This window comes from Mycobacterium montefiorense, from assembly GCF_025823255.1.
Lineage (GTDB): Bacteria > Actinomycetota > Actinomycetes > Mycobacteriales > Mycobacteriaceae > Mycobacterium > Mycobacterium montefiorense.
On sequence record NZ_JACKVL010000013.1, the window covers coordinates 1,042,194 to 1,065,103 of the forward strand.

General features: G+C 66.5%; 24 protein-coding genes. 20 read left to right on the forward strand and 4 right to left on the reverse strand.

The annotated features are described in order from the left end of the window. Window positions 1-2: 2 nt before the first annotated feature. The gene (locus tag H7K34_RS18320) at window positions 3-1,031 is read left to right on the forward strand and encodes an alcohol dehydrogenase catalytic domain-containing protein (protein ID WP_264063400.1); all 1,029 of its coding nucleotides are present in this window, start codon (window positions 3-5) and stop codon (window positions 1,029-1,031) included. A 154-nt stretch (window positions 1,032-1,185) separates the two neighbouring features. Here H7K34_RS18320 and H7K34_RS18325 read toward each other — a convergent pair whose 3' ends face one another. After that, window positions 1,186-1,596 carry a nitroreductase family deazaflavin-dependent oxidoreductase gene (locus tag H7K34_RS18325; RefSeq protein WP_108924247.1) on the reverse strand — a complete coding sequence of 137 codons (411 nt, stop codon included), beginning with the start codon at window positions 1,594-1,596 and terminating at the stop codon, window positions 1,186-1,188. Between the two features lie 110 nt (window positions 1,597-1,706). Between H7K34_RS18325 and hisD the strand changes: the two genes are divergently transcribed. Genes hisD through hisI form a run of 8 tightly spaced genes read left to right on the forward strand, consistent with a single transcriptional unit; the run spans window position 1,707 to window position 8,076 of the window. After that, complete coding sequence (gene hisD, locus H7K34_RS18330; protein WP_264063609.1) at window positions 1,707-3,023, forward strand: histidinol dehydrogenase; 1,317 nt, start codon at window positions 1,707-1,709, stop codon at window positions 3,021-3,023. Continuing rightward, a complete protein-coding gene (locus H7K34_RS18335; RefSeq protein WP_264063401.1) occupies window positions 3,020-4,165 on the forward strand; it encodes a histidinol-phosphate transaminase in 1,146 nt (381 codons plus the stop codon). The genes hisD and H7K34_RS18335 overlap by 4 nt, the downstream gene beginning before the upstream one ends. Further along, window positions 4,162-4,782 (forward strand): imidazoleglycerol-phosphate dehydratase HisB, encoded by a 621-nt coding sequence (hisB, locus tag H7K34_RS18340; protein WP_108922909.1) that lies wholly within the window; start codon window positions 4,162-4,164, stop codon window positions 4,780-4,782. Before H7K34_RS18335 ends, hisB begins: the two co-directional genes overlap by 4 nt. Further along, window positions 4,779-5,399, forward strand: coding sequence for an imidazole glycerol phosphate synthase subunit HisH (gene hisH / locus H7K34_RS18345; RefSeq protein WP_264063402.1), 621 nt, complete (start codon window positions 4,779-4,781; stop codon window positions 5,397-5,399). The genes hisB and hisH overlap by 4 nt, the downstream gene beginning before the upstream one ends. Continuing rightward, complete coding sequence (priA, locus tag H7K34_RS18350) at window positions 5,400-6,134, forward strand: bifunctional 1-(5-phosphoribosyl)-5-((5-phosphoribosylamino)methylideneamino)imidazole-4-carboxamide isomerase/phosphoribosylanthranilate isomerase PriA (RefSeq protein WP_264063403.1); 735 nt, start codon at window positions 5,400-5,402, stop codon at window positions 6,132-6,134. It abuts the gene before it with no gap. 4 nt (window positions 6,135-6,138) lie between these two features. Next, on the forward strand, window positions 6,139-6,939 hold the full coding sequence (locus tag H7K34_RS18355; RefSeq protein WP_264063404.1) for an inositol monophosphatase family protein: 801 nt from the start codon (window positions 6,139-6,141) through the stop codon (window positions 6,937-6,939). A gap of 1 nt (window position 6,940) precedes the next feature. Then, complete coding sequence (gene hisF, locus H7K34_RS18360; protein WP_108922917.1) at window positions 6,941-7,726, forward strand: imidazole glycerol phosphate synthase subunit HisF; 786 nt, start codon at window positions 6,941-6,943, stop codon at window positions 7,724-7,726. Next, a complete protein-coding gene (gene hisI, locus H7K34_RS18365) occupies window positions 7,723-8,076 on the forward strand; it encodes a phosphoribosyl-AMP cyclohydrolase (protein ID WP_264063405.1) in 354 nt (117 codons plus the stop codon). Before hisF ends, hisI begins: the two co-directional genes overlap by 4 nt. A 4-nt stretch (window positions 8,077-8,080) precedes the next feature. Here the strand turns inward: hisI and H7K34_RS18370 are convergent, their stop codons facing one another. Both H7K34_RS18370 and H7K34_RS18375 read right to left on the reverse strand, forming a co-directional pair. After that, the gene (locus tag H7K34_RS18370) at window positions 8,081-9,166 is read right to left on the reverse strand and encodes an FAD-dependent oxidoreductase (protein WP_264063406.1); all 1,086 of its coding nucleotides are present in this window, start codon (window positions 9,164-9,166) and stop codon (window positions 8,081-8,083) included. A 153-nt stretch (window positions 9,167-9,319) separates the two neighbouring features. Next, window positions 9,320-10,819: a serine/threonine-protein kinase gene (locus tag H7K34_RS18375; RefSeq protein WP_264063407.1), complete on the reverse strand. Its 1,500-nt coding sequence runs from the start codon at window positions 10,817-10,819 to the stop codon at window positions 9,320-9,322. A gap of 109 nt (window positions 10,820-10,928) precedes the next feature. On the opposite strand from H7K34_RS18375, the gene H7K34_RS18380 reads away from it, so the two are divergent. Continuing rightward, window positions 10,929-12,020: a calcium:cation antiporter gene (locus tag H7K34_RS18380; protein ID WP_264063408.1), complete on the forward strand. Its 1,092-nt coding sequence runs from the start codon at window positions 10,929-10,931 to the stop codon at window positions 12,018-12,020. Window positions 12,021-12,040: 20 nt separating this feature from the next. Here the strand turns inward: H7K34_RS18380 and H7K34_RS18385 are convergent, their stop codons facing one another. Continuing rightward, window positions 12,041-12,505, reverse strand: a complete 465-nt coding sequence (locus H7K34_RS18385) for a peroxiredoxin (RefSeq protein ID WP_264063409.1) — start codon at window positions 12,503-12,505, stop codon at window positions 12,041-12,043. A 97-nt stretch (window positions 12,506-12,602) separates the two neighbouring features. On the opposite strand from H7K34_RS18385, the gene H7K34_RS18390 reads away from it, so the two are divergent. From H7K34_RS18390 to H7K34_RS18435, 10 genes are all read left to right on the forward strand, one after another. Beyond that, window positions 12,603-14,141 (forward strand): anthranilate synthase component I, encoded by a 1,539-nt coding sequence (locus tag H7K34_RS18390; protein WP_264063610.1) that lies wholly within the window; start codon window positions 12,603-12,605, stop codon window positions 14,139-14,141. Beyond that, on the forward strand, window positions 14,134-14,802 hold the full coding sequence (locus tag H7K34_RS18395) for a TIGR02234 family membrane protein (RefSeq protein WP_264063410.1): 669 nt from the start codon (window positions 14,134-14,136) through the stop codon (window positions 14,800-14,802). The genes H7K34_RS18390 and H7K34_RS18395 overlap by 8 nt, the downstream gene beginning before the upstream one ends. Before the next feature lie 103 nt (window positions 14,803-14,905). Further along, entirely contained in the window at window positions 14,906-15,724 is an 819-nt protein-coding gene (gene trpC / locus H7K34_RS18400) for an indole-3-glycerol phosphate synthase TrpC (protein ID WP_264063411.1), read from the forward strand. A 65-nt stretch (window positions 15,725-15,789) separates the two neighbouring features. Then, window positions 15,790-17,106: a tryptophan synthase subunit beta gene (trpB, locus tag H7K34_RS18405; RefSeq protein ID WP_264063412.1), complete on the forward strand. Its 1,317-nt coding sequence runs from the start codon at window positions 15,790-15,792 to the stop codon at window positions 17,104-17,106. Continuing rightward, a complete protein-coding gene (gene trpA / locus H7K34_RS18410) occupies window positions 17,103-17,909 on the forward strand; it encodes a tryptophan synthase subunit alpha (protein ID WP_264063413.1) in 807 nt (268 codons plus the stop codon). The genes trpB and trpA overlap by 4 nt, the downstream gene beginning before the upstream one ends. Then, entirely contained in the window at window positions 17,906-19,567 is a 1,662-nt protein-coding gene (locus H7K34_RS18415) for a prolipoprotein diacylglyceryl transferase (RefSeq protein WP_264063414.1), read from the forward strand. Before trpA ends, H7K34_RS18415 begins: the two co-directional genes overlap by 4 nt. 66 nt (window positions 19,568-19,633) lie before the next feature. After that, window positions 19,634-20,026: a TM2 domain-containing protein gene (locus tag H7K34_RS18420; RefSeq protein ID WP_264063415.1), complete on the forward strand. Its 393-nt coding sequence runs from the start codon at window positions 19,634-19,636 to the stop codon at window positions 20,024-20,026. After that, window positions 20,016-20,456, forward strand: coding sequence for a DUF2752 domain-containing protein (locus tag H7K34_RS18425; protein WP_264063416.1), 441 nt, complete (start codon window positions 20,016-20,018; stop codon window positions 20,454-20,456). Before H7K34_RS18420 ends, H7K34_RS18425 begins: the two co-directional genes overlap by 11 nt. Window positions 20,457-20,540: 84 nt before the next feature. Further along, window positions 20,541-21,959, forward strand: coding sequence for a pyruvate kinase (pyk, locus tag H7K34_RS18430; protein ID WP_264063417.1), 1,419 nt, complete (start codon window positions 20,541-20,543; stop codon window positions 21,957-21,959). Between the two features lie 16 nt (window positions 21,960-21,975). Continuing rightward, on the forward strand, window positions 21,976-22,887 hold the full coding sequence (locus tag H7K34_RS18435) for an acyl-CoA thioesterase II (RefSeq protein ID WP_264063418.1): 912 nt from the start codon (window positions 21,976-21,978) through the stop codon (window positions 22,885-22,887). Window positions 22,888-22,910: the final 23 nt, after the last annotated feature.

Consider the following 22,910-nt stretch of genomic DNA (forward strand, 5'->3'; position numbering starts at 1 on the left):
GCATGCGGCAGCTGACCTTCGAAGACGCCGGGCGATATGCGTGGCGCGATGTGCCGGAGCCGGAGATCACCGCACCGGAACAAGCGGTGGTCAGGCCGCTGGTGGTGGCCTGCTGCGACCTTGACGTCGCGGTCGCCAATGGCCAGGCGCCGCTGCCGCCCGGATACGCCGTCGGGCATGAGGGTCTGGCCGAGGTCGTGGCCGTCGGCGACGCCGTCGCCACCGTCGGGCCGGGCGACTGGGTGGTGGTGCCGTTCCAGATCAGCTGCGGTAGTTGCTCGCGGTGCCGCCGCGGCGTGACCGGCTCGTGTGGTTCGGTGCCGTTGATGGCGATGTACGGTCTGGGCCCGCTGGCCGGTCTGAATGGCGGGGGATTCATGTCGGATGAGGTGCTGGTGCCCTACGCCGACGCGATGCTGATCCCGATCCCGGATGGCGTGGCGTCCAACGCGATTGCCTCGCTGTCGGACAACATTCCCGACGGCTGGCGGGCGGTGGGGCCCTATGCGGCCGAACTAGCCGCGCTCGATCCGGCCGACCGCCGGGTGCTGGTGATCGGCAAGCTGTCGATCGGGCTCTACGCGGCGGCGTTCGCGGCCGCCCTCGGTGCCCGTGTCGACTACGTCGACCATGACGTTCGCCGCCTGGCGGCAGCCGAAAAGCTCGGCGCGGTCGTCCATGACCGGGTCAAGCCGGACAAGTCCTGGGAGCCGTATCCGGTCACCGTGCACACTTCCGCCGACCCGTCACTACTGGCCGCGACGCTGCGTGCGACCTGGCCCGACGGTGTATGCACCGACACCGGGGTCTACTACCAGCCGATGGTCGAGATGCCGCTGCTGCCGATGTACACCCGCGGGGTGCGGTTTGTCACTGGGCGGGTCAACGCGCGTTCGGCCATCCCCGCGGTACTGGAACTGCTAGCCGCTGGCTGCGACCTGTCACCGGCCGTCGATCGGGTGGTGCCCTGGGCGGACGCGCCTTCGGTATGGCCGACGATGACCGGCAAGACGGTCTTCACCAGGGCGTAGACCTTGCGTCCCGGTCTTCGCGTCGAGGGTGTGTTCCGGCCCTTGGGTGTGTGTCCCGGGCGGCGACACGCCGATGCTGGATGCCGTGAGCGCACACTCGAATCCGTCGGCGCACACTCAACGCGGCAGGACGCCGCGCGGCAGTTCAGGCTGGTCAGGCGATGTCGCTGACCAAAACAGCCATGCGGCGCAGCTGCAGGCGCACCAGCCACGGCAGACCCGTGCCGTCGGAGCCGGCGGGCAAAATCCGGGGATTGGTGATGTGCACGACCTTGCGGGCAAAGTGCAGGTCAGCCTGCCCGGCAGCCAGCACGTTCTTCACCCAGTCGGTCTTGCCGTGACCCAGCGCGACCGCCAACACGTTGCCATTGCGGTAGGCCGTGACGATGGTTTTGTACGGTTTGCCCGAGGTGCGGCCGCGGTGCTCGATAGTGCCCGTTCCGGGCAGGAATCGCGCGATCGGCTTCAGCGCCGGGTTGACGTATTTGACCTGGAAGTTCTCGAACCATGTCGGATACACCATCGGGATGCCCGGGGCGTTGTTCGGGTGATCCTTTGTGGACATGCCGGCCCCCTTGCGGAACGTCTGTGCGCTGATTACCGGCACTGTACCGGTCGGATATTGATTTGAGTTCCTCTGGGACAATGGACGCTGTGACTGCCACACCCCCATCTGTGCTGGCCCGCATTGACTTGCGGGACGCGGAGCTAACGCCTTCCCGGCTGCGCGCGGCTTTGCCGCGCGGCGGAGCCGAAGTAGAGACGGTGTTGTCAAAAGTGCGCCCGATAGTGCAGGCCGTCGCCGAGCGCGGAGCCGAGGCGGCCCTGGAATTCGGCGAGTCGTTCGACGGCGTGCGCCCCGCGGCGGTACGCGTGCCCGAATCCGCGCTGCAGGACGCGCTTGACGGACTGGACGCCGACGTTCGTGATGCGCTGCAGGTGATGATCGACCGAACTCGCGCCGTGCACGCCGATCAGCGCCGCACCGACGTCACCACCGTGCTGGGCCCGGGTGCGACGGTCACCGAGCGATGGGTCCCTGTCGAGCGGGTCGGCTTGTACGTGCCCGGTGGCAATGCGGTGTATCCGTCCAGCGTGGTGATGAACGTGGTGCCCGCGCAGGCCGCAGGTGTCGAGTCGCTGGTGGTGACCAGCCCGCCGCAGGCCCAATTCGACGGCCTGCCGCACCCGACCATCCTGGCCGCGGCCCGGCTGCTGGGCGTCGACGAGGTGTGGGCCGTCGGCGGCGCGCAGGCGGTGGCGCTGCTGGCCTACGGCGGCGTCGACACCGACGGCGCGCAACTGGCCCCGGTCGACCTGATCACCGGGCCCGGCAATGTCTACGTCACGGCCGCCAAGCGGCTGTGCCGCTCGCTGGTGGGCATCGACGCCGAGGCCGGGCCGACCGAGATCGCCATCCTCGCCGACCACACCGCCGACCCGGTGCATGTGGCCGCCGATCTGATCAGCCAAGCCGAACACGACGAGATGGCCGGCAGTGTGTTGGTGACCGCCAGCGCCGACTTGGCTGCGGCCACCGACGCCGAAGTCGCGGCCCAGCTGCAGACCACGGCGCACCGCGACCGGGTGACGACCGCGCTCAGTGGTCCGCAATCGGCGATCATCCTGGTCGACGACCTGGACGCCGGGGTCAAGGTGGTCAACGCGTACGCCGCCGAACACCTTGAGATTCAGACCGTGGACGCGCCGCGCGTTGCCAGCCGAATACGATCCGCCGGAGCCATTTTCGTCGGCCCGTGGTCGCCGGTGAGCCTCGGCGACTACTGCGCCGGATCCAACCACGTGTTGCCCACCGCGGGAAGCGCCCGGCACTCCAGCGGCCTGTCGGTACAGACCTTCCTGCGCGGGATTCATGTCGTGGATTACACCGAGGCAGCCCTCAAAGACGTCTCCGGTCATGTGGTCACGCTTGCGAAAGCCGAAGACCTGCCGGCACACGGTGAAGCGGTAAGGCGGAGGTTCGAACGATGACCGCATTCGAACGGCAGGTCACCCTCGACGATCTGCCGCTGCGTGACGACCTGCGCGGCAAATCGCCCTATGGCGCACCGCAATTAGCGGTTCCGGTGCGGTTGAACACCAACGAGAACCCGCACCCGCCTAGTGCGGCGCTGGTCGACGACGTCGTTCGCTCCGTGCAGGAAGCCGCCGCCGATCTGCACCGCTACCCCGACCGCGACGCCGTCGCGTTGCGCACCGATCTGGCGGCATACCTCACCGCGCAAACAGGCACTCGGCTCGGTGTGGAAAACCTCTGGGCCGCCAATGGTTCCAACGAGATTCTGCAACAGCTGCTGCAGGCGTTCGGCGGGCCGGGGCGCAGCGCGATCGGGTTTGTCCCGTCTTACTCGATGCACCCGCTCATCTCCGACAGCACCCGCACCGAATGGCTGACGGCCGCCCGTGCCGACGACTTCAGCCTCGACGTCGATGCGGCCGTCGCCGCGATCATCGACCGCAGACCCGACGTGGTGTTTGTCACCAGCCCGAACAACCCTTCCGGACAAAGCATTCCGCTGCCGGACCTGCAACGCCTACTCGACGTGACACCGGGCATCCTGGTCGTCGACGAGGCGTACGGCGAATTCTCTTCACAGCCCAGCGCGGTGGCGCTCGTCGAGCAGTATCCGACCCGGCTCGTGGTCAGCCGCACCATGAGCAAGGCATTCGCGTTCGCCGGCGGCAGGCTCGGCTACCTGGTTGCCACGCCGGCGATGATCGACGCGATGCTGTTGGTGCGGTTGCCCTATCACCTGTCGTCGGTCACCCAAGCCGCGGCCCGGGCCGCGCTGCGGCACGCCGACGACACCCTGGGTAGCGTGGCCACCCTGATCGCCGAACGCGAACGGGTCTCGGCGGCCCTGACCCGCTTGGGCTTTCGGGTCATCCCCAGCGACGCGAACTTCGTGCTGTTCGGCCAATTCGCCGACGCGCCCGCCGCTTGGCAGCGCTACCTGGACGATGGCGTGCTGATCCGGGATGTCGGCATTCCCGGCTACCTGCGTACCACCATCGGGCTGGCCGACGAGAACGACGCCTTCCTCAAAGCGAGCGCCCAGATCGCCGAACCCGAGCTGGCCCCAGCCGATCCCAGTCCCGTAGGAGCGCCGTGACCACCATCGCGACCCGCCGCGCACGAATTGAGCGCCGCACCAAGGAATCCGATATCGTCGTCGAGCTCGACCTCGATGGCACCGGGCAGGTTCACGTCGACACGGGTGTGCCGTTCTACGACCACATGCTGACCGCGCTGGGCAGCCACGCCAGCTTCGACCTGACAGTGCACACCAAGGGCGATGTCGAGATCGAAGGACACCACACCATCGAGGACACCGCGATCGTGCTGGGGCAGGCGCTCGGTCAGGCCCTCGGCGACAAGTCGGGTATCCGCCGATTCGGGGACGCCTTCATCCCGATGGACGAGACGTTGGCCCACGCCGCCGTCGACGTGTCGGGCCGGCCGTACTGCGTGCACAGCGGCGAGCCTGATCACTTGCAACACACCACAATCGCCGGAAATTCGGTGCCCTATCACACCGTGATCAACCGACACGTGTTCGAATCGCTGGCGGCCAATGCCCGCATCGCGCTGCATGTCCGGGTGCTGTACGGGCGCGACCCGCACCACATCACCGAGGCGCAGTACAAGGCCGTGGCGCGCGCGTTGCGCCAGGCCGTCGAACCCGACCCCCGCGTGTCGGGTGTGCCATCCACCAAAGGTGTTTTGTGACAACACGTTCGGTAGTGGTTCTGGACTACGGCTCCGGTAACCTTCGGTCTGCGCAGCGCGCGCTGCAGCGGGTCGGCGCGACGGTGGAAGTTACCGCCGACGCGGGTGCGGCGGCGGCCGCCGACGGGCTGGTGGTTCCGGGCGTCGGCGCTTTCGAGGCCTGCATGACCGGCTTGCGCAAGATCGCGGGGGAGCAGATCATCGCCGAGCGGGTGGCCGCCGGACACCCCGTGCTGGGGGTGTGCGTCGGCATGCAGATCCTGTTCGCACGCGGCGTTGAATTCGGGGTCCAGACGACAGGCTGCGGGCAGTGGCCGGGAGCCGTCAACCGGCTGGACGCCCCGGTGATCCCGCACATGGGCTGGAACGTCGTGCAATCCGGCTCGGGCAGTAGACTTTTCAAGGGGCTGGATGCATCCGCCCGGTTCTACTTCGTACACTCCTACGCCGCGCAGCGGTGGGAGGGTTCGTCGGAGGCCGTGCTGACGTGGGCCACCCATCAGGCGCCGTTTTTGGCGGCGGTCGAGGACGGGCCGCTGGCCGCCACCCAATTCCACCCGGAGAAGAGCGGGGATGCCGGTGCGGCCGTATTGAGCAACTGGGTTGAGGGACTGTAAATGCCACTGATTTTGTTACCCGCCGTCGATGTCGTCGAAGGCCGTGCCGTGCGCTTGGTGCAGGGCAAGGCAGGCAGCGAAACCGAGTACGGCTCCGCGCTGGACGCGGCACTGAACTGGCAGCGCGACGGGGCCGACTGGATCCATCTGGTGGACCTGGACGCGGCGTTCGGCCGCGGCTCCAACCGCGAACTGCTCGCCGAGGTGGTGGGCAAGCTCGACGTGTCGGTGGAGCTGTCCGGCGGGATCCGTGACGACGATTCCCTGGCCGCGGCACTGGCCACCGGCTGCGCCCGGGTCAACCTGGGCACGGCGGCGCTAGAGAACCCGCAGTGGTGCGCGCGGGCCATCACCGCGCACGGCGACAAGGTCGCCGTCGGCTTGGATGTCCAGATCGTCGACGACCAGCACCGGCTGCGCGGCCGCGGTTGGGAAACCGATGGCGGCGACCTATGGGACGTGCTGGAACGCCTTGACGGCGAAGGATGTTCGCGGTTCGTGGTCACCGATGTCACCAAGGACGGCACGTTGGGCGGTCCGAATCTCGACCTGCTGGCCCGCGTGGCCGAACGCACCGACGTCCCGGTCATCGCCTCTGGCGGTGTGTCGAGCCTGGACGACCTGCGCGCCATCGCCACGCTGACCGACCGCGGCGTCGAGGGAGCCATCGTCGGCAAGGCGCTCTACGCCGGGCGGTTCACCTTGCCGCAGGCACTGGACGCGGTACGGGCGTAGACCGATGGATCTGCACGCGCTGCTGGCTGAGGCGTCGGTGATCCTCGACGCGGCAGTCGAGCCGTTCGTGGCGGGCCATCGCGCCGATTCGGCAGTTCGGAAGAAGGGCAACGACTTCGCCACCCAAGTCGATCTCGAGATCGAGCGGCAGGTCGTCGCCGCGCTGGAAGCCGCCACTGGAATCGGCGTGCACGGCGAGGAATTCGGCGGCGCACCTGTTGACTCGCCCTGGGTGTGGGTGCTGGACCCGATTGACGGCACCTTCAACTATGCGGCCGGGTCACCGATGGCGGCGATCCTGCTGGGCCTGCTGCACGATGGCGAACCCGTGGCGGGCCTGACCTGGATCCCGTTCACCGAAGACCGCTACACCGCGGTCGCCGAGGGCCCGCTGATGAAAAACGGTGCCGAGCGGCCGTCGCTGAGTCACAGCGGTCTCGCCGACGGCCTGATCGGTGTCGGCACGTTCAATGCCGAGTCCCGCGGCCGCTTTCCCGGACGTTATCGGGTTGCGGTGCTCGAGAGGCTGAGCACGGTGTGCTCGCGATTGCGCATGCACGGATCGACCGGCATCGACCTGGTTTACGTGGCGGACGGAATCCTGGCCGGTGCAGTCGTTTTCGGCGGAAGTGTGTGGGATCACGCCGCGGGAATAGCGCATGTTCGGGCCGCGGGTGGCACCGTCACCGATCTGGCCGGCCAGCCGTGGACTCCCGAGTCCCGATCGGTGCTGGCCGCGGCACCGGGTGCGTACGGGGAGATCCTCGAGATTGTGCGCAGTGCCGGCCGACCGGAGGACTACTGAGATGTTTGCGGGTACCGACCTTGCCGTGCGGGTGATTCCGTGCCTGGACGTCGATGACGGGCGGGTCGTCAAGGGAGTCAACTTCGAGAACCTGCGCGACGCCGGTGATCCGGTGGAACTCGCCGCGGCCTACGACGCCGAAGGCGCCGATGAGCTGACCTTTCTCGATGTCACCGCGTCGTCATCCGGCCGGGCGACGATGCTGGACGTGGTGCGCCACACCGCCGAGCAGGTCTTCATTCCCCTGACGGTCGGCGGCGGAGTCCGCACGGTGGCCGACGTCGACGTGTTACTGCGAGCGGGCGCGGACAAGGTCTCGGTCAACACCGCCGCGATCGCCCGCCCCGATCTACTCGCCGAATTGTCAAGGCAATTCGGCTCGCAGTGCATCGTGCTGTCCGTCGACGCGCGCACGGTGCCGACCGGTTCGGCGCCGACTCCATCGGGGTGGGAGGTCACCACACACGGCGGCCGTCGCGGTACCGGCATCGACGCGGTCCAGTGGGCGGCCCGCGGCGCCGAACTGGGGGTAGGGGAGATCCTGCTCAACTCGATGGACGCCGACGGCACCAAGGCCGGATTCGACCTGGGGATGCTGCGTGCGGTCCGCGCTGCGGTGACGGTTCCGGTGATCGCGAGCGGCGGCGCAGGAGCGGTGGACCACTTCGCTCCTGCGGTCGACGCCGGTGCGGATGCGGTGTTGGCGGCCAGCGTCTTTCACTTTCGCGAGTTGACGATCGGACAGGTGAAGGCGGCGATGTCCGCAGAAGGGATCACCGTGCGATGACGCTCGACCCGAACATCGCCGCGCGCCTGAAGCGCAATGCCGATGGACTGTTCACCGCTATCGTGCAGGAGCGCGACAGCGGTAACGTTCTGATGGTCGCCTGGATGGACGACGAGGCGCTGGCCCGAACCCTGGAAACCCGCGAGGCAACCTACTATTCGCGATCTCGTGGCCAACAGTGGATCAAGGGCGCGACGTCCGGCCACACCCAGCACGTGCACTCGGTGCGACTGGACTGCGACGGAGACACCGTGCTGTTGACCGTCGACCAGCTCGGCGCCGCCTGCCACACCGGAGACCACAGCTGCTTCGACGCCGACGTGCTGTTAGAGCAAGAAGGTAGCGCTTAGCCGGCTAGCAGCGGAACTTCTTGAAGAAGTTCTGGTGGCTATCGAGAATGCGGCTGATGTCTGCTGGTTGTGCGGTGGCATCTCGGACGCCATTTTCGTAGGTGCCACCCAAGATGATTCCGTCTGGCCGGGGAATCATATAGCCAATGTCATCGAACGCGTAGGAATATCGAATTTCCTTCTGTGGCAATAGGATAGCCAATTGTCCGCGCATCGGCGTCAATTCGCTGTCACCAACAAGCGCGGCCGCTCCAAAACCGGTGCAGTTGAAAACCAGCTGCTCGGGGAGCGCCGCGATATCGCCGACAGACGCGAACTCACGGATTTGGATTGCCCCGCCGGCGGTTTGCAGGTCGCGGATCAACTGACGCAAGTACCGGTCGGTTTCGACATACAGCGTCTCGAAGTAGGTGACTTTGTCGATGGGGAATGGATGTTCATCTCGTGTCAACACGCGGCTGTTGGGTGGAAACGTGGGAAGAAGCTCCGATACCGCGCTGCTGTCGCCGAAGCTGGCCAGCCAGCGGATGCCGTAGTCGTCGCCCACCAGGGTCTGGAATCGGCGCCAGCTGTAGGCGGTGGCATCGAGGAATTGCCGGCGCCATTGCGCGGTGGCGACATTTTCATCGACCAGCTCGACCGGATCCCATTTTCCGCCAGCAATGTTGGAGGTGGTGTCCGGCGGCAGCGCCTTGGTGTAGACCGTCACGTCAAAGCCCGCCTCCTGTGCCAAGCGGGCGGTGCTCAGCCCCATGACGCCAGCCCCGATCACTGCGACGGGCCCGTGATGTCCGGGTAGGCCGAGATCGACGGCGAGTTTGGAGCTACCCCAGGACAGAGTGATCCCAGAGCCGCCATGACCGTAGTTGTGCACTAAACGCTGAGCACCAATGGATTCGGCGCGCACGACGAACCCGCCGGGGCGGTATGGCCGTAGGCCTGCCGTGGTGTGGATTACCCGCAGCGGGGTGACCTCGACTTTGGGCAAGCAGACATGGGGCTTGTCGGGCTCCTGCCTGCCCGCCGGCGCCGACAGGAATGTCGAGCCTGCTGCTGCGGCGGCCTTCGTTAGGAAGCCGAGACGATCCATGCGTGTCTCCTAGCCTGTGAATTCGTGACGCGGGAAGGCGGCGATTGCTCTTGCGAGGCCGGCTACGACACCAAGATTATATATGTATGTAGCGGGGATATGTGATCTGACGAACGGGTGGGATGCCGAAACCGCTACGGTGCGGAGGTCGAACTAGCTCGAGCCTACGTCCAAACTGTTGGCCGCAACGATCGCCGCGCGGGGCCATTCGCGGTGGAAGACCGCTGGCGAGATACGGTCACGGCGAATGACTTCGAGATCGATGGGCTTGCCGATGACCACCGCGTTCGGCACCCGGAAGGAGTACGCCGGCTCGTCGGTCGCCACGGCCAGGATCGCGTCGCTATCCGTGAAGTTGTTGGCGCGTATGGTGTCCTCGGCCCATCGGAACGGCTTGAGGCCATTGAAGCTCTTGACGTACACCACCCACAGCCGGGTGCCGCGGGTGTCGTAGAGCCTAGTGAGCGCGCGGTTCACCGCGTCGTACTCGAGGGGCCCGAGTACACCGGACTGATCGGTGATTTGGCCGGACAGCGTGATCGTGGGGCTCGACGAAGCGCTTGGTGGCGCAATCGATTGCGCGGCGGCTCTGCTGCTGCCAGGTTGATTCGAGTCGCCGCTGAGCAGCCGCACACCGACGAGTGCCCCAAGACCGATCAGCGCGACACCGACGATCGCCGTGACCGCGATTGCCGTGCGCCGGTTGCTGCGTGCTGGTGGCGGTGCGGCCGAAACGGATTGTGGCGCCGCAATCGTTTCGGTGGCAATCGGGGCCGGTTGTGTCGGGCCGACGACCTTCGCCGCAGCGGTATGCAGCTGGCTGCCCAGCGCCGCGGCGAAATCGGTACACGTCGGGTAGCGGTCCCCGGGGTTCTTGGCGAGCGCTTTGGCTAGCGCGCCGTCGAGTTCGGCCAATTCGGGTCGGCGCTCACTGATCGGCGGCGGCGGCGCGGACAAATGCTGGGTAATGACCACCGCCGGGTTGGAGCCGTGAAAGGGGGCGGATCCGGTCAACAGATTGAACGCGGTGCACCCCAGCGCGTACTGGTCGGCGCGTCCGTCGAGATCCAGCCCCTGCAGCTGCTCGGGCGCGCAGTAGGCGGTGGTGCCCATCATCATGTTTGTCGCTGTCAGGCCGCTGATTTCACCCAGCTCGCGGGCAATTCCGAAATCGGCCAGCAGGATCCGCCGTCGGGGCGCGGCATCACCGAGCAGGATGTTGGCGGGTTTGACGTCGCGGTGCAGCAGGCCGCGCGAATGCGCATAATCCAGCGCGTCGGCCACCGCAGCGATGATCTCGACGACATCGTCTTTCGGCATTCCGGACGGGTACTGGCGCAGCAGCTGCGCGCCGTCGGTCCCCTCTACGAAATCCATCGAAATCCACAGTTGCCCTTGGTATTCTCCCCGGTCGTGGATGCCGACGATGTGCTCGTTGTACAGGCTCGCGGCGAGGTCGGCCTCCCGGTTGAAACGTTGCCGAAACTCAAGGTTCTCGGTGAGCTCGCCGGGCAGGATCTTCAGGGCGTCGCGGCGCGGCAGCCGCGGATGCTGCGCAAGATACACCTCGCCCATCCCCCCGGCCCCCAACCGCCGAACGATGGTGTATCCGGCGAACGCTGCGCCTTCGGGTAACCCATCGCTTTGCGGCATGTGAGCATGCTACTGAGGCGATGATTGCGGCGGCTGGTTATTTGCGGCCAGTATTTGGCGGCCCGGGCGCCGGGGCGCCGGCGGACGATTTCGACGAGAATGGCGGGCGATGCGCGAACGGATGTCCTGGAACGTGGTGGTGCCGCTGGTCGCCCTCGTCACGCTGGCACTGACTTGGGGCGCGGTGCCCGGCCCCGCGCTCGCCGTGGTCGAGGCGGTAATTCTCATCGGTGCGGTGCTGGCCGCGGTGCACCACGCGGAGGTGGTCGCGCACCGGGCCGGCGAGCCGTACGGGTCGCTGGTGCTGGCCACCGCGGTGACCGTCATCGAGCTGGCGCTGATCATCACGCTGATGGCGTCGGGTGGCAACGAGGCGGCGACGCTGGCCCGCGACACCGCGTTCGCGGCCCTGATGATCACTTCGAACGGCATTGCCGGGTTGTCGCTGCTGCTGGCCTCTCATCGTTATAACGTCACGTTGTTCAACCCGCACGGCAGCGGTGCGGCGCTGGCCACGCTGACAACGCTGGCGACCTTGAGCCTGGCGCTGCCCACCTTCACCACCACTCGTGGCGGTCAGGAGTTCTCGCCCGGCCAGCTGGTATTCGCTGCTGTCGCCTCGTTACTGCTGTACCTGCTGTTTGTCTTCACGCAAACGGTGCGGCATCGCAATTTCTTTCTGCCGATCGCGCAGAAGGGTCAGCGGAGCATCTTTGACGATGAAAGCCATGCGGAGCCGCCGAGCAACGCCGCGGCGCTGCGGAGCGCGGGGCTGCTGCTGGCGGCGCTGGTCGCGGTGGTGGGCCTGGCCGAGCAGGAGTCGCCGGCCATCGAGAAACTGGTGTCGGCGGCGGGCTTCCCGCACTCGTTCGTCGGTGTCGTGATCGCGCTCCTCGTGCTGCTGCCGGAGACGCTCGCGGCGGCGCGCGCGGCGCGTGCGGGCCGTATCCAGACCAGCCTCAACCTGGCTTACGGCTCGGCGATGGCCAGCATCGGGCTCACCATTCCCGGCATTGCGCTGGCGTCGATCTGGATCAAGGGTCCGCTGATACTCGGCTTGGGTCCCACCCAGTTGGTGCTCTTCGCGTTGACCGTGGTGATCAGCATGCTGACCGTGATACCCGGCCGGGCGACGCGGCTACAGGGTGAGGTCCATCTGGCGTTGTTGGCCGCCTTCGTGTTCTTGGCGATCATTCCGTAAACGGCAAGCAGCGCAAGCGATTACGCCGAGGAACGGGCCCGCAGGGTCTGCAGCGCCTGGTCCGCATGGGCGGCCATGCTGAACTCGCTGGAAATCACGTCGAGCACCGTGCGATCGGTGTCGATGACGAACGTCGTGCGCTTGACCGGCATCAGCTTGCCGAGCAGACCGCGCTTGACGCCGAACTGGGTGGCGACCGTGCCCTCGGTGTCCGACAGCAGCGGGTAGTCGAAGTTCTCCTTGTCGGCGAACTTGGCCTGCTTTTGCACGGCATCGGTGCTGATGCCGACCCGGCTGGCTCCGACTGCGGCGAATTCGGAGGCCAGGTCCCGGAAGTGGCAGGCTTCCTTGGTGCATCCGGGTGTCATTGCTGCGGGGTAGAAGAACAAGACCACGGGGCCGTCGGCCAGCAGGGCGCTGAGCGTGCGCGGCGATCCGGTTTGATCAGGAAGTTCGAAGTCGGCCACCGTGTCACCAGTTTTCATGGCCGTCAGGCTACGCCCGACGGCTCACCGCGCCACTGCGGGCCGCGAGCGCGCGGGACCGCCGGGGCTGGGCAAACGTATCTGCGAGGATGGTCGAGTGCACCCACACCTCGCCGACACCACATCACGGGAGGAATTTCGCCTGCTTGCGGCCGGGCACCGCTTTGTTCCGGTGACCCGGAAGGTGTTGGCCGACAGCGAGACGCCGTTGTCGGCATACCGCAAGCTTGCCGCCAACCGGCCCGGTACTTTCTTGCTGGAGTCCGCAGAGAACGGCCGGTCGTGGTCGAGATGGTCGTTCATCGGGGCCGGCGCACCCTCGGCGTTGACCGTGCGCGACGGCGAAGCCGTCTGGCTGGGTGCGGTTCCACGGGATGCGCCCACTGGCGGCGACCCGCTGGAAGCGCTGCAGGCCACCCTCGAGCTGCTGGCCACCGCGGCGTTACCGGGGTTACCGCCGCTGTCGGGTGGTCTGGTGGGGTTTTTCGCCTACGACATGGTGCGACGGCTGGAACGGTTACCGGAAATGGCCGTCGACGACCTGCATCTGCCGGACATGCTGATGCTGCTGGCCACCGATGTGGCGGCGGTCGACCACCACGAGGGCACCATCACGTTGATCGCCAACGCGGTGAACTGGAACGGCACCGACGACCGCGTCGATGAGGCCTACGACGACGCCGTCGCGCGCCTGGACGTGATGACCGAGGCGCTGGGACAGCCGCTGCCGTCGACGGTGGCCACCTTCAGCAAGCCCGAACCTCAGTACCGGGCGCAGCGCACGGTCGAGGAATACGGCAAGATCGTCGACTACCTCGTCGACCAGATCGCGGCCGGCGAAGCCTTCCAGGTGGTGCCCTCGCAGCGCTTCGAGATGGACACCGACGTCGACCCGATCGACGTGTACCGGATTCTGCGGGTGACCAACCCGAGCCCCTACATGTATCTGCTGCGTGTGCCCAACAGTGATGGCGCAACTGACTTTTCGATTGTCGGATCCAGTCCGGAAGCCCTCGTCACCGTCGTCGACGGCCGGGCAACGACGCATCCGATCGCCGGGACCCGGTGGCGGGGAGAGAACGAGGAAGAAGATCAGCTGCTGGAAAAGGAGCTGCTGTCCGACGAAAAGGAACGTGCCGAACACCTGATGTTGGTCGACCTCGGCCGCAACGACCTCGGCCGCGTCTGCACGCCTGGCACCGTCCGCGTCGAGGATTACAGCCACATCGAGCGGTACAGCCACGTCATGCACCTGGTCTCCACCGTGACGGGCATGCTCGGCGAGGGCCGCACCGCCCTGGACGCGGTCACGGCCTGTTTTCCGGCCGGCACGCTGTCCGGCGCGCCCAAGGTGCGGGCCATGGAGCTGATCGAAGAGGTGGAGAAGACGCGCCGCGGCGTATACGGCGGCGTGCTCGGCTACCTCGACTTCGCCGGCAACGCCGATTTCGCGATCGCCATTCGCACCGCACTGATGCGCAATGGCACCGCATACGTCCAGGCAGGCGGTGGGGTGGTGGCCGACTCGAACGGCCCCTACGAGCACAACGAGGCAAGCAGCAAGGCGCGTGCGGTGCTGAACGCGATCGCCGCCGCGCAGACGCTCAGTGCCCCATACGCAACCCGCAATGCCTGATGCCGCGCCGGACCGCCGGGCCCGGCTGACGATCGGCATCGCCCAGCTGCTGCTGGTCATCGCCGCGGGCCTGCTGTGGGCGGCTTCGCGCCTGCCGTGGGTGGTCATCCGGTCGTTCGACGGGCTCGGACCGCCCAAGGAGGTGATCCTGGCCGGCTCGTCATGGTCGACTGCTCTGCTGCCGTTCGCGCTGTTGATGCTGGCCATTGCCGTCGCGGCACTCGCGGTGCGCGGCTGGGCGCTGCGCTCGGTTGCCGCGCTGCTGGGCGTCGTCAGCCTGGCTACCGGCTATCTGGGTGTCAGCCTGTGGGTGTTGCCGGAGGTGGCGGCGCGAGGAGCCGAACTGGCCCATATTTCGCTGGTGACGCTGGTGGGCAGCGAGCGGCACTACGCCGGCGCGGGGTTCGCGGTGGCCGCCGCGGCGTGCACGTTGATCGCCGCCGTCCTGTTGATGCGGTCGGCGATGTCCGCGCGCGGCGGGGCAAGAAAATACGCCGCGCCGGCGAGCCGCCGCTCGATTGCGAGACGCAATGGCGCCGATGGGGCGATGCTGGAGCAGGCGGGGGCCCCCGACATGTCGGAGCGAATGATCTGGGACGCGCTCGATGAGGGTCACGACCCGACCGATCGGCCCCGCGAGTCTGACACCGAGGGTCGGTGACGGGTCGCGAGCCGACGGTCGCTACCCTTCAGTGACGTCGTCGAAATCGGTTAGGAACCGGTTGGGTGATCGTGGGTGACATGTGGGAAGGGAAACGACAGGTATGAGTCCGGCGACAGTCCTTGACTCCATCCTCGAGGGAGTCCGGGCCGATGTTGCCGCGCGCGAAGCCCGTATCAGCCTGCCCGAGATCAAAGCGGCAGCCGCCGCGGCGCCACCACCGCTCGATGTGATGGCGGCCCTGCGCGAGCCCGGGATCGGCGTCATCGCCGAGGTCAAGCGCGCCAGTCCATCGGCCGGTTCGCTGGCGCCCATTGCCGATCCGGCCAAGCTGGCGCAGGCATACGAAAACGGCGGTGCCCGGATCATCAGTGTCTTAACCGAGGAACGGCGCTTTCAAGGTTCGCTCGACGACCTGGATGCGGTGCGGGCCGCCGTGTCGATTCCGGTTTTGCGCAAAGACTTTGTGGTGCAGCCTTATCAGATCCACGAGGCGCGTGCGCACGGCGCCGACATGCTGTTACTCATCGTCGCCGCCTTGGAGCAGTCGGCGCTGGCGGCGATGCTCGACCGTACCGAATCACTTGGCATGACTGCCCTTGTCGAGGTTCACACCGAGCAAGAGGCCGACCGGGCGCTGAAGGCCGGTGCCAACGTGATCGGGGTCAATGCCCGTGATCTCGCGACGCTCGACGTAGACAGGGATTGCTTCGCACGCATCGCTCCCGGGTTGCCCAGCAACGTGATCAGGATCGCCGAGTCCGGCGTTCGTGGCACCGCAGACCTGTTGGCCTACGCGGGTGCCGGCGCCGACGCCGTCCTGGTCGGTGAGGGTTTGGTCAAGAGCGGTGACCCTCGCGCCGCCGTGGCCGATCTGGTGACCGCGGGCACCCATCCGTCCTGTCCGAAACCGGCTCGTTAGTTACTCAAGAGACCCTGCGTTGAAACGTTGAACCCCATGAGCCATCCTCGCGTTGAGCATTGGTGATGGTGGATCCAACTCGCCCTGCCCTACCGCTTTCGAGCGCGGCCATCTCAGAACCCACCCGACACGACCCCGACTCGGGCGGGCATTTCGGTGTATACGGCGGCCGCTATGTCGCCGAGGCATTGATGGCGGTGATCGAAGAAGTCACCGCCGCCTACGAGAAGGAACGCGTCAATCCGGACTTCCTGGATCTGCTAGACGACCTGCAGGCCAACTATGCGGGTCGGCCGTCGCCACTGTATGAGGCCACTCGCCTGAGCGCGCACGCCGGTGCCGCACGCATCTTCCTGAAGCGAGAAGACCTGAACCACACCGGTTCTCACAAGATCAACAACGTGCTGGGGCAGGCGTTGCTGGCTAAGAGAATGGGTAAGACCCGGGTGATCGCCGAGACCGGCGCCGGCCAACACGGCGTGGCCACCGCCACCGCGTGCGCATTGCTCGGCCTCGAGTGCGTCATCTATATGGGCGCTGTCGATACGGCGCGCCAAGCGCTCAACGTGGCGCGGATGCAGCTGCTGGGCGCCGAGGTTGTCTCGGTCGACGCGGGTTCGCAAACGCTGAAGGACGCCATCAATGAGGCGTTCCGGGATTGGGTTACCAACGCCGACAACACGTACTACTGCTTTGGTACCGCGGCGGGGCCACATCCCTTCCCGACGATGGTGCGCGATTTCCAGCGCATCATCGGGCTGGAGGCGCGTGTTCAGATCCAAACGCAGGCGGGACGGCTGCCCGACGCCGTGACGGCCTGCGTCGGCGGTGGATCCAACGCCATCGGTATCTTCCACGCATTCATCGACGACCCCGGCGTGCGCCTGGTCGGCTACGAGGCGGCCGGCGACGGCGTCGAGACCGGCCGGCATGCGGCCACGTTCACCGGCGGCTCGCCCGGCGCGTTTCAGGGTTCGTTCTCCTATCTACTGCAGGACGAAGACGGCCAGACCATCGAATCCCATTCGATTTCAGCAGGTTTGGATTATCCGGGTGTGGGCCCAGAGCACGCGTGGCTCAAGGAGACCGGGCGCGCCGAATACCAGCCGATCACCGATGCCGAGGCGATGGACGCGTTTCGCCTGCTGTGCCGCACCGAAGGCATCATCCCGGCCATCGAATCCGCGCACGCCGTCGCCGGTGCCCTCCAGCTCGGCAACGAATTGGGCAGCGGCGCAATCATTGTGGTGAACCTGTCGGGGCGCGGCGACAAGGACGTCGAGACGGCGGCGAAATGGTTCGGCCTGCTAGTGCCCGGTGACGATGCGGTCGGCGATGCCGACCGAGGAGGAGCCGGGCAATCGGAGCAGGGCGAGCGATGACGGTGGAACAGAGCCAGGCCAGCAGGCTGGCGCCGCTTTTCGATGAGTGCCGGGCCGAACGCCGTGCGGCGCTGATCGGTTATCTGCCCACTGGCTTTCCCGACCTACGTACCTCGCTGGATGCGATGACCGCGCTGGTCGAATCGGGTTGTGACCTCATCGAAGTCGGTGTGCCGTACTCCGATCCGGGTATGGACGGCCCGACGATCGCCGGGGCGACCGAGGCCGCACTGCGCGGCGGTGTGCGCGTTCGTGACACGTTGGCCGCGGTCGAGGCGATCAGTTCGGCCGGCGGCCGATCGGTGGTCATGACGTACTGGAACCCGGTGCTGCACTACGGAATTGACGCGTTCGCCCGGGACCTGGCATCGGCAGGCGGGCACGGGCTGATCACTCCGGACCTGATTCCGGACGAGGCGCAAGAGTGGATGGCCGCGTCCGAGGAGCATCACCTGGATCGCATTTTTCTGGTGGCACCGTCGTCGACACCGCAGCGACTGGTGACCACGGTCGAGGCATCGCGTGGATTCGTCTACGCCGCATCGACGATGGGCGTGACCGGGGCACGTGATGCGGTGTCGAACGCCGCACCCGCATTGGTGCGCAGGGTCAAGGCGGTGTCCAACATCCCCGTCGGCGTGGGCCTCGGCGTGCGATCGCGCGAGCAGGCCGCGCAGATCGGCAGCTACGCCGACGGGGTGATTGTCGGTTCGGCGTTGGTGACCGCGCTGCGCGACGGACTGCCCAGCTTGCGCGCCTTGACCCAGGAATTGGCCGAAGGTGTGCGAGTGTCGACATCATGACGATGTTGCCCACGTATTTCCCCAGCCCACCGCAAGGTGTCTGGCACCTCGGGCCGTTGCCGATCCGCGCGTACGCGCTGTTCATCATCACCGGGATCGTCGTCGCGCTGATGATCGGCGACCGGCGCTGGGCAGCTCGCGGCGGGCAACGCGGGGTGATTTACGACATCGCACTGTGGGTGGTGCCGTTCGGCTTGATCGGCGGCCGGCTTTATCACCTGGCCACCGATTGGCGGACATATTGGGGCCCGGGCGGTGCGGGGCTGGGCGCGGCGGTGCGAATCTGGGACGGCGGACTGGGAATTTGGGGCGCGGTCGCTCTCGGCCTGCTCGGAGCGTGGATCGGTTGTCGACGCCGGGGAATCCCGTTGCCGGCCTTCGTGGACGCGCTGGCCCCGGGAATCATCTTGGCGCAGGCCATCGGTCGGCTCGGGAACTACTTCAATCAGGAGCTTTACGGCCGCGAGACCACGCTGCCGTGGGGCCTGGAAATCTTCTATCGCCGCGATCCTTCGGGGTACATCGACCCGCATTCGCTCGACGGCGTTTCGACCGGTCAGCTCGCGGTCGTCGTGCAACCGACGTTTCTATATGAATTGATTTGGAACGTACTGGTTTTCATTGCGCTGATCTATATCGACCGACGGTTCACGATCGGTCACGGGCGACTGTTTGCGTCCTATGTCGCGTTCTACTGCGTCGGGCGCTTCTGGGTTGAGCTGATGCGGGATGACACCGCCACACATATCGCCGGTATCCGGATCAACACGTTTACATCGACTTTCGTGTTTATCGGCGCCGTCGTCTACATCGTCCTGGCACCGAAGGGCCGCGAGGATCCCGAGAGTTTGCGTGGCGACGATGACGCTGCCGACACCGAACCTGAGCCGCAAGACGAGCCGTCAGAGCAACTTGCCAGTGTCGCTGCGGCTTCCGCGGCGACGACGGCACCTGCGGCCGGTGCGGACGACGACGCGGTACCGTCCGGTTCAGCCGAATCGGTCGACGCCGGCAAAACCGAGGTCATCGAGCCCGAGGCCGAGGAGCCTGAGGCGGAGGAGCCTGAACAAGCGGAGGCTGAAGAGCCCGAAGCTGTCGATCCGGAAGCGCAGGCAGTCGAAGCAGAGTCCGAAGAGCCCGAGGCCGAGGAGCCGGAGGCCACGGAGCCGGAAGAGGCGGAGGCCGAGGAGCCGGAAGTAGAAGAACCCGAGGCCGACGATCCGGAAGTGCCGGCAGTCGAAGCAGAAACCGAGGAGTCCGAGGCCGAGGAGCCCGAACTCGAGGCGTCTGAAACCGAGCAGTCCGAAGCCGAAGAGTCTGAGCCGGAGGAGCCGGAAGACGAAGAGGCGCAGGCGCAAGAACCTGAAGCCGTCGAGCCCGAGGCGGAGGTTGACGACGCGGCAGCCGAGGAGCCCGAGGCGGAGGCACAAGCGCCCGAAGCCGAGGCGGAGGCTGACGAGTCCGACGATGAGACCGAGGTCAGCGCAGCGGAAGAAGCCGTCGAGCAAGCCGAGGCCAGCGAGCCGGACTCGACGCCGGCCGCCAAGCCGAAGTCCGAAGAACCCGCAGCGCAGAAGGCCACAGACCAGACGGCCACCGGCGGCGACGCTTTGGAAACGCGGCGCCGCTGGCCACTGCGACTGCGGGGCCGGCGCTAGCAGCCGACATGCCCTGATTCGCTGAGACAGGGGTAGGCCCCCCAGTGGATCTGGCATGCTGAGACCGTGACCGATCCGTCGTGGAGTGACGCCCCAGGCTCAGGCGCACAACCACCACAGCCGCCGGGTTATCCACCGCCCTACCCGCAATACGCGCCATACCCGGGGTCGGGTGCTTCCTACGACCCGGCTGCGCCTTATGGCCGCCACCCGGTAACGGGACTGCCGTACTCGGACAAGTCGAAGACCATCGCGGGCCTGTTGCAGCTGCTCAGCCTGGTCGGCATCGGCGGTATCGGCCGCTTCTACATCGGCGACATCGGACTGGGCGTCGCACAACTGCTCGTCGGCCTGCTCACCTGCGGAATCGGTCTGATCTGGAGCATCGTCGACGCTGTGCTGATCCTGACCGACAAGGTCGATGATCCGCATGGTCGCCCGCTGCGCGATGGAACCTGACTCTGTCTCCCGCACGGGAGACCAGTGTCAGCACGGCGTGCATCGTCACGGCCGCTACATCACCGCCGGCACCGGCCTGCTGCTGGCGGGAGCGCTCGGTTACGTCGGCTTCATCGACCCGCACAGCACGAATTCGGCTTACCCCCACTGTCCGTTCAAGTGGCTCACCGGCTGGGAATGCCCCTTCTGTGGCGGGCTGCGGATGACGCACGACCTGCTGCACGGCCACCTGGCGGCCAGCATCAACGACAACATCTTTCTGCTGCTGGGTCTGCCGCTGTTGGCCGGATGGCTGGTTATCCGGCGCCGGCAGGGCCGGCGATCGCTTCCAATCCCGGCGATGATCGCCCTCACTGGCGTGGTGATCGCGTGGACGGTACTGCGCAATTTGCCCAGCTTTCCCTTGGTTCCGACGATTCTCAGCGGATAACCAACGTCGTGATTTCCCGCTGCCTCAACGCGTGGTCACCTGCGGGTCACCCCGAGGGCCAACGGCACGACTAAGCTGATCGGCGTGACTAGACGCGGAAAGATCGTCTGCACCCTCGGCCCTGCAACTCAATCGGACGAGCTCATTTTGGCGTTGGTCGAAGCCGGAATGGACGTCGCCCGAATGAACTTCAGCCACGGCGACTACGCCGATCACAAGGCTGCCTACGAGCGGGTGCGTGCTGCCTCGGACACCACCGGGCGCGCCGTGGGGGTGCTGGCCGACTTGCAGGGTCCCAAGATCAGGCTCGGGCGCTTCGCCACGGGATCCACCTACTGGGCCGACGGGGAAACGATCCGGATCACCATCGCCGAATGCGAAGGCACCCACGACCGGGTATCGACCACCTATAAGCGGTTGTCGACGGACGCCGTAGTCGGTGACCGGGTTCTCGTCGACGACGGCAAGGTCGGGCTGGTCGTCGACGCCATCGAGGGCGACGACGTCGTCTGCCGCGTGGTCGAGGGCGGCCCGGTCAGCAACAACAAAGGCATGTCGCTGCCCGGGGTGAACGTGTCCGCACCGGCGTTGTCGGACAAGGACATCGACGATCTCACCTTCGCGCTGGACCTGGGTGTCGACCTGGTCGCGCTGTCATTCGTTCGCTCGCCGGCCGACGTCGAACTGGTCCACGAAGTGATGGACCGGATCGGCCGGCGGGTCCCGGTGATCGCCAAGCTCGAGAAGCCGGAAGCCGTCGACAATCTCGAGGCGATCGTGCTGGCCTTCGACGGAATCATGGTGGCGCGTGGCGACTTGGGCGTGGAGCTGCCGCTGGAAGAGGTCCCCCTGGTGCAGAAGCGGGCCATCCAGATGGCCAGGGAAAACGCCAAGCCCGTCATCGTCGCCACCCAGATGCTGGAGTCGATGATCGAAAGCTCGCGGCCAACACGAGCCGAGGCCTCTGACGTCGCCAACGCCGTGCTCGACGGTACTGATGCGGTGATGCTGTCCGGCGAAACGTCGGTCGGGAAATACCCACTGGCCGCGGTCCGCACCATGGCGCGCATCGTGACGGCTGTCGAGGACAATTCCACCGCCGCCCCGCCGCTGACCCATGTGCCGCGCACCAAGCGCGGAGTGATCTCCTATGCCGCCCGCGACATCGGCGAGCGGCTGGACGCGAAGGCATTGGTTGCTTTCACCCAGTCCGGCGACACCGTGAAGCGACTGGCGCGTCTGCACACTCCGTTGCCGCTGCTGGCCTTCACGGCCTGGCCCGAGGTGCGCAGCCAGCTGGCCATGACGTGGGGCACCGAGACGTTCATCGTCCCGATCATGGACTCCACCGCCGAGATGATCCGCCAGGCCGACAAATCGCTGCTCGAGCTGGGTCGTTACAAGCGGGGCGACATGGTGGTGATTGTCGCCGGGGCCCCACCTGGCACAGTGGGGTCAACCAATTTGATCCACGTCCACCGCATCGGGGAGGACGACCTCTAACGCGCAAGGAGAGCCCGTGCCGGCCGGCTTGGAGTCTGACGGAGAGCCGAATTCCGATTCCTCAGGCGATTTCGAAGAACTGCTGGCGGTGCTGGACCTCAATCGCGTTGGCGACGACCTATTCCTCGGGTCCCACCCCACCAAGAACCCGATGCGGACTTTCGGCGGGCAGCTGATGGCGCAATCGGTCGTCGCGAGCAGTCGCACCTTGGTCCGGGACGACCTGCCGCCCAGCGCCCTGTCGGTGCACTTCATCAACGGCGGCGACACGACCAAGGACATCGAATTTCACGTCTCCCGGTTGCGCGACGAGCGGCGCTTCGCCAATCGGCGTGTCGATGCGGTGCAGGACGGCACGTTGCTGTCCTCGGCGATGGTCGCCTACATGTCCGGCGGCCGCGGCCTGGAGCACTCCATCGATCCGCCACAGGTGGGTGAGGCACATGCCCAGCCGCCGCTGCGCGAGCTGCTGCGCGGATACGAGCAGACCGTTCCGCATTTCGTCAACGCCCTGCAGCCGGTCGAATGGCGTTACACCAACGACCCGGCGTGGGTGATGCGGGACAAGGGGGAGCGGCTGCCCCACAACCGGGTGTGGCTCAAGGCGCTGGGTACGGTGCCCGACGACCCGGTGCTGCACACCGCGACGATGGTGTACTCCTCGGACACCACGGTGCTGGACTCCGTCATCACCACGCACGGGCTGTCGTGGGGGTTCGATCGCATTTTTGCCGCGTCGGCCAATCATTCAGTCTGGTTTCACCGGCAGGTCGACTTCAACGACTGGGTGTTGTATTCGACGTCGTCGCCGGTGGCCGCGGATTCCCGCGGGCTGGGCACCGGCCATTTCTTCGATGGCAGTGGCCAAATGGTGGCGACCGTGGTGCAAGAAGGCGTGCTCAAATACTTTCCGCCTTCGGGCCGATAACGGTTATTGAATAGTTACTTGAC

What these genes read in the sequence shown, in the direction of transcription:
- H7K34_RS18320 (WP_264063400.1), top strand. Translation starts at nt 3, where the DNA reads ATGCGGCAGCTGACCTTCGAAGACGCCGGGCGATATGCGTGGCGCGAT.
- H7K34_RS18325 (WP_108924247.1), bottom strand. Translation starts at nt 1,596, where the DNA reads ATGTCCACAAAGGATCACCCGAACAACGCCCCGGGCATCCCGATGGTG.
- H7K34_RS18335 (WP_264063401.1), top strand. Translation starts at nt 3,020, where the DNA reads ATGACCGCATTCGAACGGCAGGTCACCCTCGACGATCTGCCGCTGCGT.
- priA (WP_264063403.1), top strand. Translation starts at nt 5,400, where the DNA reads ATGCCACTGATTTTGTTACCCGCCGTCGATGTCGTCGAAGGCCGTGCC.
- H7K34_RS18355 (WP_264063404.1), top strand. Translation starts at nt 6,139, where the DNA reads ATGGATCTGCACGCGCTGCTGGCTGAGGCGTCGGTGATCCTCGACGCG.
- hisF (WP_108922917.1), top strand. Translation starts at nt 6,941, where the DNA reads ATGTTTGCGGGTACCGACCTTGCCGTGCGGGTGATTCCGTGCCTGGAC.
- hisI (WP_264063405.1), top strand. Translation starts at nt 7,723, where the DNA reads ATGACGCTCGACCCGAACATCGCCGCGCGCCTGAAGCGCAATGCCGAT.
- H7K34_RS18370 (WP_264063406.1), bottom strand. Translation starts at nt 9,166, where the DNA reads ATGGATCGTCTCGGCTTCCTAACGAAGGCCGCCGCAGCAGCAGGCTCG.
- H7K34_RS18375 (WP_264063407.1), bottom strand. Translation starts at nt 10,819, where the DNA reads ATGCCGCAAAGCGATGGGTTACCCGAAGGCGCAGCGTTCGCCGGATAC.
- H7K34_RS18380 (WP_264063408.1), top strand. Translation starts at nt 10,929, where the DNA reads ATGCGCGAACGGATGTCCTGGAACGTGGTGGTGCCGCTGGTCGCCCTC.
- H7K34_RS18385 (WP_264063409.1), bottom strand. Translation starts at nt 12,505, where the DNA reads ATGAAAACTGGTGACACGGTGGCCGACTTCGAACTTCCTGATCAAACC.
- H7K34_RS18395 (WP_264063410.1), top strand. Translation starts at nt 14,134, where the DNA reads ATGCCTGATGCCGCGCCGGACCGCCGGGCCCGGCTGACGATCGGCATC.
- trpC (WP_264063411.1), top strand. Translation starts at nt 14,906, where the DNA reads ATGAGTCCGGCGACAGTCCTTGACTCCATCCTCGAGGGAGTCCGGGCC.
- trpB (WP_264063412.1), top strand. Translation starts at nt 15,790, where the DNA reads ATGGTGGATCCAACTCGCCCTGCCCTACCGCTTTCGAGCGCGGCCATC.
- trpA (WP_264063413.1), top strand. Translation starts at nt 17,103, where the DNA reads ATGACGGTGGAACAGAGCCAGGCCAGCAGGCTGGCGCCGCTTTTCGAT.
- H7K34_RS18415 (WP_264063414.1), top strand. Translation starts at nt 17,906, where the DNA reads ATGACGATGTTGCCCACGTATTTCCCCAGCCCACCGCAAGGTGTCTGG.
- H7K34_RS18425 (WP_264063416.1), top strand. Translation starts at nt 20,016, where the DNA reads ATGGAACCTGACTCTGTCTCCCGCACGGGAGACCAGTGTCAGCACGGC.